Raw genomic sequence first — 12,631 nt, 5'->3', positions numbered from 1 at the left:
AAGACCATACGGACACGTTGCCTGACGCCCGTCTCTATCGTGATTTGCGCCGTTGTAGGCCCGCGAAATCACCCGGCGTCGCGTTCCATGATCCATTCGACTGGCATCGCGGGGACGAAGCGCCATTTGCGCAGCGGGCCGGCCATGACGTTGAGGTAGTACATCTCGAAGCCATAGGGCGCGCCGCAGGGATGGTGGCCGCGAGGGACGAGCACAACGTCACCGTCGTGCACGGCCATGGTTTCGTTCAGTTGCAAATCATCAGTATACACCCGCTGGATGCCGAAGCCGTCGGCAGGGTTCAGGCGATGGTAGTAGGTTTCCTCCAGATAGGTGATGCGGGGGAAATCGTCCTCGTCGTGACGGTGGCTCGGATAGGACGACCAGTGACCGGCGGGCGTGAAGACTTCCGTCACCAGCAGGCTGTCTGCGTAGTCTTCGTTCTCCATCGCGATGTTGTTTATGTACCTGGTGTTGGTGTCCTTGCCGCGTTCGGTCAGGGTGATGCCGTCCGGTCCGATCCGGCGCGGCTCGTGTCCGCCCTTGCCCGGGGCGGAACAGACCGCCAGGACGCAATCGGTCTCGGCCACCGCGTCCCACTCGGTGCCGTTGGGCAGGTACAGGCAATGCGGCGGCGTCTTCTCGAAGACGCTCTTCCGATCTCCCAAAACACCCCAGTCTTGCCCCGCGCCAGTAATCCGTGCCTTGCCTTCGACCATGACCAGAATGACCTCGGCGTCTCCTGTGGCTTCAGCGGCGGTGTCCCCGGCCCGAAGGTGATAGAGCGAGAACCCGACGTAGCGCCAACCGGCGTTGTGCGGGGTGATCTGATGCACCTTGCCTCGGGTACCGAAGGGTCTTTTCAGGAGATCCGGCATTTCTTGTCCTCTCATTCCGGCCGCCCCGGAAGGGCGGCCGGTGTTGATGATCCGATCCGCCGTATCAGGCGGCTTGTCGCGTTTTCAGGGCGGCCAGTTCGACCGAGAAGGCATCGACCGAAAGGCCCTCCGCCACGGCCTGCGCCAGTAGGTCGGCCTGGCTTGCGGGCGCGTTGCCGCCGACGGGCGGGTCGGTGTCGAGATTGGTCGGGAAAGGATAGCCTTCCGCGGACGCGGCGATGGCCGCGCGCAACATGCTCTCCGACAAACGCCCGGCTTGTTTAAGAGACACCAGCGCCGGCAACAGCGCCGCCGACATGGCTGCGCGATCCACGCTTTCCATTGCGCGGCCGAAGGCCGAGGACACCTGTAGCAGGTTGACCATGCGCTCGATATTGGCGCTGCGGTTCTCGCCCGCCGCATGAAACAACGCCGGGTTGAAGAAGACCGCGTCGCCCTTGGACAGGGGAAGCTGAACACATGCCTCTTCGAACCAGGCACTGTGATCCGCGTCGTGGAAGGCCAGGTAGCCGGGCCCGTAGAGTTGCGAGAAAGGCAGGAGTTTGGTTGGCCCGCTCTCCACCGGCATGTCGCAATGGGCCACGGCCCCTTGCAGGGTCAGCGTGGCCGTAACCTCATGTGCGTGCACAGGGTAGCGGGCCGCGCTCTCGGCGCTCTGGAAGCCGAGATGGTAGTCGCGATGTGCCTGCTGCGCCTTGCCGCCCGGTCGCACCTGGTTGACCTGCGCCGTCATCTGGTAGTTCGGCCCCAGCCAGGCCTCGGCCGCCGCTGCAATCGCGGTGTTGCCGAAATAGAGTGCGAAGCCCTCCGGGTCGCGCAGACAATGCTTCTGAAGCGAGTTCCAGATGCGGTCATTCGCGCCCGAAGCGGCGAAATGATCCCCCTTGCCCGCGTTCGAGGCACGCTCTTCGACGATGATCTGTCGGAAGACGTCCGAAGCACGGTCGATTGGCCCGGTGTCGGTATACGCCTGCTTCAATGCAATGACACCGGCGGAGTTGCGCAACACCCGGGCCCATTCAGACTGTAGTGCCCGGCGCTTCTCCACGTTCTCCAGCGCAGGCGCCAAAGCTGCCATATCGTAGACCGGCACATTCTTTTCCACAGACACGGCATGTGGCACCGCATCGGCAGGCAAGTTCTGGGATGTCAGCACCTTGAATTCATCCAGATCGCAGGACTCGCGACCGAAATACCCGATAAATCCAAGAGGACGATCCACCATGTTAACCTCCGTTGGCATGGCTTGCGGTGTGGCCCCGGACGGGGCCGGTGAAATCAGCTCTCGATGGGCAGCCCCGACCTGCCGCAGATCGAAACGATGTGCTCGTAACCCATCTTAGAGTAGTCGAAGGGCGGCGCCTTGGCCGGGTCCTGCTCCGCCTCGACCACGATCCAGCCGCTGTAGTCCATCGCCTTGAGCCGGTCAGTGACGGCCCGGAAGTCGATACAGCCGTCGGGGTCGCCGGGCACGGTGAAGGCGCCACCCGCCACCGCATCGAGGAAGCTCCGGTCTTCGGCGCGGATGCGGTCGATCACCGGCTGGCGCACGTCCTTGAAATGGACGTGGTGAATGCGATGCCCCCATCTGTCGAGCACCCCGAGTGGGTCGGCTCCTGCGAAGTGCAGGTGTCCGGTGTCGTAGAGCAGCGTCAGCGCTGGGTCGCTGCCTTCCATCAGCCAGTCGATATCCTCGGCATCCTCAATCATACTGCCCATGTGGTGGTGGTAGCTCAGCACCACGCCCTGATCCGCCGACCACTTGGCCAGCTCCGAGAGCTTTGCGGCATAGGCAAGCACCTCGTCACGACCAAGTTTCGGGCGCTGGCTAACCGGCGTGCCGATTTGACCCTGCACCGTGTTGGAGCACTCGGCATAGACGATGCAGGGAGCGTCGAGGGCGGCGAACTGCTCGACCTGCTGGCGGATCGCGTCCCTCTCCTCAGCGAGGCTTGCCTGCATCAGGTTGCCCGAACACCAACCACCGCAGAGCGCAACGCCATAACGGTCGAGATAGGCGCGGAGACCCTCGGTATCCGCCGGCATCCGGCGGCCGCGCTCTACGCCCTGGTAGCCGATGCGCCCGGCATCCTCCATTGCGCCCTCAGTGGTGAAATCCGCCGTCAGGTCCGGCAGATCGTCATTCTGCCAGGCAATGAGCGAAATCCCGATCTTCACGGCCATCAGTCCGCCCTTTGCGTCTTCTTGTTTTCGACGTAGCCAGCACGGGCGGCGTTGACTTCTGCCCGTTCGGAGACCTCGGGCACGCCAACCTCCCACCACGTTCCGCCATGGGGCGTAGACGGATATGGGTCGGTGTCGATGACGATCACATAGGGCCCCTTGATGCCGGCCCGCTTCGCCAGCGCCTCCTCCAGTTCGGCAATCGAACCGACCTTGACGCTTGTTGCGCCCATCGCTTCGGCATGTTTGGCGAAGTCGATGGCCGAAGGCGCCTCGTGAATCGTGTGATCGAGCAGGTTGTTGAATTCCGCGCCGCCGCAGCCCATTTGCAGCCGGTTGATGCAACCGAAGCCGCGATTGTCCGTGACAACGACGGTGAAGGAGATGCCCATCATGGCGGCTGTCGCCATCTCCGAATTGGCCATCATATAGGTGCCGTCTCCGGTGAAGCAGATCACGTCACGGTCCGGCTCCGCCATCTTGATGCCCATGGCGCCGGCAATCTCGTAGCCCATGCAGGAGAAGCCGTATTCCATGTGGTAGGAGCCCGGCCGCCCGGCCTTCCAGAGCTTGTGCAACTCGCCTGGCATGGTGCCAGCGGCACACATGGCAACGGTGTTCTCGCCAGCCGCACGCTGCACTGCTCCAATCACCTGCATATCCGTCGGGAGTTCATTGCCTTCTGGAGCGTCGGTCAGTGGGTCGACCTTGGCAAACCAGTCGGGCTTGAGCGCCTCGGCCGGTACGTCGGCCTTGTAGTCGCCAAGCGTCTTCCAGAGTGCCTCAAGCCCAGCACAGGCATCGGCGCAGATCGGCTCTGCGCCATGTTTTGCTGCATCATAGGCCGCGACGTTCAGGCTGATGAGCTTGCGTTCGAGATTGGCAAATAGTCCCCAGGACCCGGTGGTGAAGTCCTGGAACCGCGTGCCGACACCGAGGATCACGTCGGCCTCGGCGCAGACGCCATTCGCGGGCTCGCCGCCGGTGACGCCGATGGGGCCGAGATTCAGCGGATGGTCCCAGGGCAGAGCCGACTTGCCGGCCTGAGTCTCGGCGACCGGAATCCGATGCGTCTTGGCGAAGAACTCCAGCGCCTCGTAGGCGCCGGAGTAATGCACGCCACCGCCGGCGACGATCACCGGGCGTTTCGCGCTGCGGATCAGTGCTGCGGCAGCCTCGATCTCGACCGGATCGGGCTGCGGACGGCGAATGCGCCACGTCTTGGGCTCGAAGAAGCTCTCGGGATAGTCAAATGCCTCGGCCTGCACGTCCTGGCAGAAGGCCAGCGTAACCGGTCCACAATCGGCCGGGTCGGTCATGGTACGGAAGGCCCGCGGCAAGGCGGTCAGGAGCTGCTCGGGCCTCGTGATGCGATCGAAATAGCGGCTGACCGGTTTGAAGCAGTCGTTGGCCGAAACGGTACCATCGCCGAAATCCTCGATCTGTTGCAGGACCGGGTCAGGCCCGCGGTTCGCGAAGACGTCGCCGGGCAGCAGCAGCACCGGCAGTCGGTTCACATGCGCCAGCGCTGCTGCGGTGACCATATTGGTGGCCCCGGGTCCGATAGACGAGGTGACCGCCATTGCGCGCGTGCGGCGCAGCTGCTTCGAATAGGCTATGGCCGCATGAGCCATCGTCTGTTCGTTATGACCTCGATAGGTCGGCAGTGTGTCCTGCGCGTGATAGAGCGCCTCGCCAAGCCCGGCCACGTTGCCATGGCCGAAGATCGCCCAGCACCCGGCGATGAATGGCACGCCGTCTTCGGTCATCTGCGCACCGAGATAGCGGACCAGCGCCTGCGCCGCCGTCAGTCGGATCGTCTCGCTCATGCTTCGCTCCTCGCAGCTTTCCTTGCCGCATCCCAGATGCCGCAAAGCCGTTGGTAATTCCCTGTCATCTCGGCCACGGCCTCGCCATCGGAAATGGCGCCCGCCATCCAGTTGCGGGCTGCATTGCCGAAGATCGTCCGGCCTACGGCGAAGCCCTTGACCAGCGGTTGCCGGGCGGCCAGCGCGAAGCTCGCGGCAAGCTCTTCCTGTGGCGCATCGAGCCCCAGCACCACGATGCCGCGGGTGCGCGGGTCGTTGCGCTCGATGGCAGCAACCGCGCCTTCCCAGGATGCTTCGGTCGTGAACGGCTCCAGCTTCCACCAATCGGGACAGACACCCAGATCGTAGAAACGCTGTATCACTCTCGGCGTGGTCTCGTCATCCACGGGTCCACATTTGGAGGGGATCACCTCAAGCAGGAACTCCAGCCCATTGCGCCGCGCGGCCGCGAAGAGGCGCAGGACCGTCTGTTCCTGGGTTGCCCACATATCCGCGCCGTCGTCCGGGTGACAGAAGCAAAGGCATTTCACGACCTGGTCGCGTGGCCACTCGTTCAACCGCCCGTAATCCGGCCCGATCTGGGGCTCCAAAGTCAGGGGGCGAGAACCCGGCCATTCCACCGGTCGCCCGATCCAGAGCCCGGTCCCGGTGGCCTTGTAGAGTGCGTCGCGGCCAAGGCGCCCGTCGCACAGGATACCGAAGCCGCCCTCCCCGTTCTGCACAGCCAAGGCCGCCTCGAGGCATAGTTTCTTGAAGCGTCCTATGGCCTCCGGCGTAGCCCCGTCCATCTCTTCCATCTGGCTGCGATGGTCGAAGGCAAAAACGCGCATCTCAGGCCAGTCGCCCGCCCGATTGGTTGCCCAATGCACCTGCTCCAACTCCGTGTCATGCCGCAGATCGGGCCGCTTGATTCCTCGTTTGAAGAAGAATTGAAGTTCTTCCCAGCTCGGATAGGCCGGCGTGCAGCCATGCCGGCTCACGGCAAAGGCGCCGCAGGCGTTGGCGTATTTGAGCGCCGTGGGCCAATCTTCGCCATCGAGCCAGCCCTTGAGCAAACCGGACATGAACCCGTCTCCCGCGCCGAGCACGTTGAAGACCTCGATCGGGAAGCCGGGGCCCGTTTGACCGTCATCAAGCGAGCCGGGGACTTCCCCTTCGAAGGCCACCGCACCAAGCGCACCGCGCTTGCAGACAAGCGTTGCCCCGGAGACAGCGCGCACCGCCTTCAGCGCCTCCAGTGTGTCGGTAGACCCACCCGCGATGTGAAACTCTTCTTCGGTGCCCACGATCAGATCGAAGAGATGCAGCGTCGATTGAAGCTTTGCCGTGACGGCCTCGCTCTCGACGAAGCGGCTTTCTCCCTCGCCGTGCCCGGCCACGCCCCAGAGATTGGGGCGGTAGTCGATGTCGAGCGCGGTCTGCAGCCCCGCCTCTCGCGCGATCTCCAGCGCCTTGATCGTGGCGGCCTCCACCTGGGGGTGCGACAGGTGCGTTCCGGTGGCCACAACCGCGCGCGCACGACGGATGAAATTCGGGTCGATGTCCGTCACCGTCAGACCCATGTCGGCGCAATTCTCGCGATAGAAGATCAGCGGAAACTGCTCCTGGTCGCGAATGCCCAGCAGCACCAGCGCCGTCAGACGGTCGGGGTCGGTCTTCACACCCTCAATATTCACCCCTTCGCGCGCGAGCTGTTCCCGGATGAAACGCCCCATATGCTCGTCACCAACGCCCGTGATCACGGCCGATTTCAGCCCAAGCCGCGCGGTTCCGCAGGCGATATTGGTGGGGGATCCACCGATATACTTGTCGAAGGATCCCATGTCCTCCAGTCGCCCGCCGACCTGGGCCCCGTAGAGATCAACCGACGACCGGCCAATCGTGATCAGGTCCAGATGCTCAGACATCTTCCAACCTCACCGGCGATCCCGTCTGCGCGGACCGGGTTGCGGCTTCGGCCATTGCGAGCGCGGTGATGCCATCGGCGAGCGTTACTGGCATCGGTGCGCCGGAGTTCACCGCTTCGACAAAGGCATTCCACTCTGCCGAGTAGGCCGGCATGTAGCGTTCGAGGAAGAAGTAGGTGGGCTTTGCCCCCGTCACACCGTCGGCCGTCGACTTGACCACGGTGTTCTCCAGCATGTTCTGTGCCTGCAAGAGTCCTTCGGAGCCCAGCAGTTCCACCCGCTGATCATAGCCGTAAACGGCCCGTCGGGAATTTTTGATTACGGCTATCCGCCCATCGGCATAGGTCATCGTCACCACCGCAGTGTCGACATCGCCCGCAGCACCGATCTCGGGATCGACGATCGAAGAGCCCGCCGCCATAACGGAAACCGGTGCCTCACCCATGATGAAACTGGACATGTCGAAGTCGTGGATCATCATATCCCTGAAGAGCCCGCCGGACACCTTGATGTACTCCACAGGCGGCGGGGCCGGGTCGAAGGAGGTGATGGCAAGCAATTCGGGTTTGCCGATCTCGCCGGCCTTCAACGCCACCTTCAATGCCCCGAAATTGGGGTCGAAGCGGCGGTTGAAACCGATCATCACCGGTTTGCCAGTCTTGTCCGCGACTTTCTGGCAGGCGCGTGCGCGGTCGAGGCTCAGGTCCACTGGCTTCTCACAAAGCACGGCCTTCCCTGCCTGCGTCGCCGCCTCGATCAGGTCCGAATGGGTGTCGGTCGAGGTGGCTATCAGTACCGCGTCGATGCTGTCATCGGCAATGATGTCTTCGGTGCTACGCGCCGCGCTACCGTATTGCGCCGCCAGTTTCTCGGCGTTCTCGGGAAAGTAGTCCGACACGGCGGCAAGCGTACTTCCGGTATTGGAGGAGATTGCGATGGCGTGAACGCCGGCGATACGACCAGCGCCAAGGAGTCCCACTTTCAACATGTCATCGTGCTTTCTGTTCAGTTACAACGTGAAGGCGTTGCGGAAGGCCTCCAATGCGTCTTCCGGCTCGCCTCTGGCAAATGCTTCCATCCCAACCGGACCCGTGTACCCCATATCATCCAGGGCGCGCGCAATCACCGGCCAATTCATTTCACCGGTACCCGGTTCACAGCGGCCCGGGTTGTCGGCGACCTGCACCTCGCCGATCCAGGGCAGGCAGGCCTCGGCGTGTCGGATCACGTCGCCCTCGCCGATCTGGGTATGGTAGAGGTCCAGGTTGATGCGCAACTGCGGTCGGTCCACAGCCGCCACCAGCGACAGCACATCCGCCGTCGAGTTGAACGGGCAACCGGGATGCTCGCGCAGGTTCAGGTTCTCTAGCGTGAAACTCACGCCCTCGTCCTCGGCCATGTCACAGATCCGGTGGAGCGTGTCGCGGGCCCGCAACCACATGCCGGGCGCCACGTGCGCCAGTTGCTGGATGGGCAGGCCCCGATCGCCCAGTCCGGTACCGTGCAGATTCAGCCGGTGCACGCCAAGGCGCTTGCCGATCTGCGCGGTTTCGCGGGCCGACTCAAGCAGCAGGTCCGCGCCTTCGGCATCGGCCAACCGCCCTTCCAGATAGCCGTTCATGATGGTGAAGGTCGCGCCTGTCTTTTCCAGTGCATCGAGGTCCCACGCCGGCCAGTTCCAGAGACCGACGCCAAAGCCCATCTCGTGCAGGCGCGACGCGCGCCATGCAATCGGTTTGTCCTGCCAGAGCATTTCGGCGCAGGCTGCAAGTTGAAAGCCCATGTCAGATGTCCTGTGGTTTGAAGTCGGAAGGCGCAATGGGCATCACACCTTTCAGTAGGGCCACGGATTTCTCGAGGCCTTCCAGAGAGTTGAGCAGTACGTCCTCGTGTTCAATCGACAGCCAACCGTCGTAACCCGCCATCTTGAGCCGGTAGCAGAACTGCCGCCACCATTCCTCCCCGTGGCCGAAGCCGAGCGTGATGTAGGACCAACTGCGCGCCGGGATATCCATAAGCGAGCCGTTCTCGAGCAGGCTCGTGGTCGCCTGTACAGGCGCATTCAACAGCGTATCCTTGGCATGAACGTGATAGATCGTATCGCCCAGATCTTCCGCAGCCACCAGCGGATCGGCACCCATCCAGAAAAGGTGCGACGGGTCGAGGTTTGCCCCGATAACGGGCCCGACCGCGTCGCGAAGTTTCCGCAGGGAGGGAACGTTGTAAACACATTGATTTCCGTGCAGTTCGAGCGCGATGCGCTCGACCCCATTCTCGCGAGCGAGATCTGCGATCTCCATCCAGAACGGGATCAGTTTCTCGTCCCACTGGTAGCGCAGGATCTCCTGTGTCTCTGGTGGCCAGGAGGAGACAACCCAGTTCGGCATCGTGTCGGTACGGTTGCCGGCGGGAAGACCGGACATAGTGCAGACGGTTGAGATACCCAACTCTCCGGCAACGCGGATAGTGTCCTTCAGCCCGACTCCCTGTGTCTGGTCGGTGGGATGCAGCGGGTTGCCATTGGCATTGAGCGAGACAACCTCGAGCCCGCGGGTTGAGAAAGCTGTCTGGAACGCCTTTCGGGCTCCGGCATCGCTCAGCATCGACGCGAGGTCGAAATGCGGCGCGGTCGACCAGCCACAGGTATTCACTTCCACCCCACTAACACCCATTCGCACCGCATGGTCGAGCATTGACTCGAAACTTGTGCCACCGAGGCTGTCGGAAACAAAACCCAGTTTCATGCCGCCACTCCCTTGTGACCTTGGTAGAATTCGGGCTTGTCCATCATCGTAACCGGCTGCTTCCGACCCGCCGACAACGCCGCTGCACCCGCCTCGGCAACGACCGTTGCACAGTAGCCATCCCAACTGTCCGAAGCGATTTCCGGAAAGTGGCCTGTTTCGGCGAAACGCAGGAAATCCCGGTTCTGGCGGACGTAGGCTTCGTGGTAGCGCCCGCGCCAATCCGCGTCATAGCTCGTAGAGGCGGCAAGCTTCATGTCCGTGCGGGTATAGGCGACGTTGTTCATGGCGATGGACCCTGCTTCGCCAACGAGTTCCGCGCGTACATCGTAGCCATAGTCTGCGTTGTTGTTGATTTCGATGGTAACAAGCTGCCCGTCACCAGTCTCAAGTACCATCACCACCGGGGCGACACGGTCATCCGACCGGCGCGGCTGGTGCGCGGTCACGGAAATGAACTCGGTGCCAAGCACATGGCGCACGACGTCGAACTCATGCGGCGCGGAGTTGGTGATTGCCATGGCGCCGGTGAAGTCGGTTGCCGGCGTTTCCACGTTGCGGTGGAAATTGTGCATCATCAGAGGGCGTCCGATTTTCCCCTCAACCAATGCCCGTCGCATCTCCACATAAGATTGGTCGTAGCGGCGCATGAAGCCCAGCATCACGAAGCGCGCGCCGGCCGCCTGTTCCGCTTTCATCACCGCTTCGCATTCCGCTGGCGATTGTGAGAGAGGCTTTTCGCAAAGAACGCGTTTGCCGGCCGCGATACAGGCCATGGTGAGTGGCGCGTGCGTGAAATCCGGCGAGGCAATGACCACGGCATCCACGTCGTCGCGCCGAATGGTGGCCTCCGCGTCGGTTGCAACGCTCTCGGCACCGTAGCGCTCGGCCACCATCGCCGCACGCTCCCCGCTCATGTCGCAAACGACTTGCAGCGTTGCTCCCGGGAGATCTTCGGCGACGATTTTGGCGTGATCCTCCCCCATGAGGCCAGCACCGATGATGGCAAGTCGTATCATCCCGACACTCCCGCTCCTTCGGTCAACCCGATGGGCGACCGCATTTGTTCAAATCAAGTCTTGCACCAGCCGGCGGGGTCACACCCGCCAGCCCATCAATGGACGGGCGGTGGAACGTGACCTTCGTGAGATTCCATGTAACCTTCGATATTGGCTTCGAGGTCCGCCATGGATTCGCCGCCTGCCATCAGGTCGGCAATCTCTTCGCGGGTCTTGTCGCCCTTGCGGAAATCGGCCGCGATAGCGCCACGGATCAGAACCGCGAAATGGTCGCCAACGGCCATGGCGTGCATTACCTGGTGAGTGATGAAGATCACCGCTAGCCCGCGTCGCTTGGCTTCGTTCACGATCCGCAACACATGCGCGGCCTGCTTTACACCAAGGGCGGCTGTGGGTTCGTCGAGGATGAGAACCCGGGCACCGAAATACACCGCACGGGCAATTGCGAGCGACTGGCGTTCACCGCCCGAAAGGCCACCGACCAGCCTGTCGCCATCGGTGATCCGGGTGATGCCCATCTTCTGGACCTCTTCCACCGCGATGCGGTTGGCTTTCTCGCGGTCATAGACCTTGAATGGCCAGAATCCCTTTGTTGGCTCGACGCCCATGAAGAAGTTGTGCCCGATCGACATCAGGGGATAGGTGCCGCCGAACTGGTGAACTGTCGCGATTCCACGCTCCTGCGCCTCGCGAGGGCTGGAAAACGTGGTCGGTGCGCCGTCCATGATGATCTCGCCCCGGGTGGGTTGGTGAACGCCCGCGAGGGTTTTGATCAGGGTCGACTTGCCCGCGCCGTTGTCGCCCAGCAAGCAGAGTACTTCGCCTTCGCCCACCTTTAGGCTGATCTCATGCAGGACGTCGATGGGCCCAAACGACTTATCGACATTGCGAAGTTCGAGAACAGGTTGTTTATCCGACATGAGTGCTCTCCTTACTTCTTCTTCGATGTCGACCAGCTGGTCGCCAAGTTGCGGAAGGTGTCGTTCATGAGAACGGCGATCAGAAGCATCACGCCGATAATGAGGAAAGATAGGTTCCGGTCGATCTCCGTAAATCCAATCGCCTGCGTGACGATTGCGAGCGTGAGAACCCCGAAGACGATACCCATCACCGTCCCGAAACCGCCGGTCAAAAGCACGCCGCCGACGACCACTGAGATGATCGTGTTGAAGATCAGTCCGAAATTTGCCTGGCTGGTCGCCGAGTTGAACGTGATCACCTGGAGTGCTCCGGCGAAAGCCGCACAGATCGAGCAGAGCATGAAGAGGCCGATCTTCAATCCGCGCACCGGGATACCGGCGTTGCGGGCGCTTTCCTGATCTCCGCCAAGCGCAAAAACCCAGGCTCCCTTGGGAGACTTGTGAAGGAAGAAATAGAATGCCGTGACCAGAGCAATCCACCAGAAAACCGACGAGTTGAACCCGAAAACCTTGCCGCCAAAGAGTGCCTTGGCCCAGTCGGGGGCGTGGTAGAACGAGTTCGTATTGTTGATGAAGAGGATCGACAGGTACAGCGTCAGACCCGCCACCGCGAAGAGCGTGGCGAGCGTTACGATAAAGGACGGCACTTCGGTTCGCGTAACGATGAAACCGTTGATGAAGCCGACGAGTGCGCCGACGCAAAGCGCCCCGAGAATTCCAACCAGGACGGGAAGCTCATAGTGGCCGCACAGGATTGCAACTGTCATAGCGCCAGCTGGCAGCACCGCACCGGTCGAGATGTCGAGTTCGCCCGCAATCATCAGAAAGCCCACAGGGATGGCAATGATCCCAACTAGGGATGCGAAGTTTACCCAGGTCGTAATACCCGGAATAGAAAGAAAATTTCTGCTGAAACCGAAAATCGCGAAGACGACGAAAACCACGACGAAGCCCATGAACGCCCCGGCGGCGGGGCTGCGAAAGAATTCCGCCAGGGAAATGCCACCAGAGGCGGGTGCGACGTTGCTGTCTGTTGTCGTGTCGGTCATCTGAACTGTCTCCCGAGGATCTGCGACAAGGTGTCAAGTGTAGCCGCTTGGGTCGGGCCCGGCCAAACGGCCGGACCCCG

The 12,631-nt window shown here is 62.2% G+C and carries 11 protein-coding genes; all 11 read right to left on the bottom strand.

Going from position 1 to position 12,631, the window contains the following annotated elements:
- Positions 1-68 precede the first annotated feature (68 nt).
- Entirely contained in the window at positions 69-878 is an 810-nt protein-coding gene (gene iolB / locus ARC39_RS00160; protein ID WP_068108247.1) for a 5-deoxy-glucuronate isomerase, read from the bottom strand.
- A 64-nt stretch (positions 879-942) separates the two neighbouring features.
- Positions 943-2,124 (bottom strand): phytanoyl-CoA dioxygenase family protein, encoded by a 1,182-nt coding sequence (locus ARC39_RS00155; RefSeq protein WP_068108244.1) that lies wholly within the window; start codon positions 2,122-2,124, stop codon positions 943-945.
- Positions 2,125-2,177: 53 nt separating this feature from the next.
- Positions 2,178-3,083: a myo-inosose-2 dehydratase gene (gene iolE, locus ARC39_RS00150; protein ID WP_068108241.1), complete on the bottom strand. Its 906-nt coding sequence runs from the start codon at positions 3,081-3,083 to the stop codon at positions 2,178-2,180.
- A complete protein-coding gene (gene iolD, locus ARC39_RS00145) occupies positions 3,083-4,912 on the bottom strand; it encodes a 3D-(3,5/4)-trihydroxycyclohexane-1,2-dione acylhydrolase (decyclizing) (RefSeq protein WP_068108238.1) in 1,830 nt (609 codons plus the stop codon). The genes iolE and iolD overlap by 1 nt, the downstream gene beginning before the upstream one ends.
- Entirely contained in the window at positions 4,909-6,819 is a 1,911-nt protein-coding gene (locus tag ARC39_RS00140) for a bifunctional 5-dehydro-2-deoxygluconokinase/5-dehydro-2-deoxyphosphogluconate aldolase (RefSeq protein ID WP_068108235.1), read from the bottom strand. Before ARC39_RS00140 ends, iolD begins: the two co-directional genes overlap by 4 nt.
- On the bottom strand, positions 6,812-7,807 hold the full coding sequence (iolG, locus tag ARC39_RS00135; RefSeq protein ID WP_068108232.1) for an inositol 2-dehydrogenase: 996 nt from the start codon (positions 7,805-7,807) through the stop codon (positions 6,812-6,814). The genes ARC39_RS00140 and iolG overlap by 8 nt, the downstream gene beginning before the upstream one ends.
- A 21-nt stretch (positions 7,808-7,828) precedes the next feature.
- A complete protein-coding gene (locus ARC39_RS00130; RefSeq protein ID WP_068108230.1) occupies positions 7,829-8,602 on the bottom strand; it encodes a TIM barrel protein in 774 nt (257 codons plus the stop codon).
- A gap of 1 nt (position 8,603) precedes the next feature.
- A complete protein-coding gene (locus ARC39_RS00125; RefSeq protein ID WP_068108227.1) occupies positions 8,604-9,563 on the bottom strand; it encodes a sugar phosphate isomerase/epimerase family protein in 960 nt (319 codons plus the stop codon).
- The gene (locus tag ARC39_RS00120) at positions 9,560-10,582 is read right to left on the bottom strand and encodes a Gfo/Idh/MocA family oxidoreductase (protein WP_068108224.1); all 1,023 of its coding nucleotides are present in this window, start codon (positions 10,580-10,582) and stop codon (positions 9,560-9,562) included. The genes ARC39_RS00125 and ARC39_RS00120 overlap by 4 nt, the downstream gene beginning before the upstream one ends.
- Positions 10,583-10,677: 95 nt before the next feature.
- Entirely contained in the window at positions 10,678-11,502 is an 825-nt protein-coding gene (locus ARC39_RS00115; RefSeq protein ID WP_068108221.1) for an ATP-binding cassette domain-containing protein, read from the bottom strand.
- 11 nt (positions 11,503-11,513) lie between these two features.
- On the bottom strand, positions 11,514-12,551 hold the full coding sequence (locus ARC39_RS00110) for an ABC transporter permease (RefSeq protein ID WP_078058996.1): 1,038 nt from the start codon (positions 12,549-12,551) through the stop codon (positions 11,514-11,516).
- Positions 12,552-12,631 lie beyond the last annotated feature (80 nt).

Origin of the sequence: Tropicimonas marinistellae (assembly GCF_001509585.1) — a bacterium.
Lineage (GTDB): Bacteria > Pseudomonadota > Alphaproteobacteria > Rhodobacterales > Rhodobacteraceae > Tropicimonas > Tropicimonas marinistellae.
This window is presented reverse-complemented; position numbering and strand designations above follow the sequence as displayed.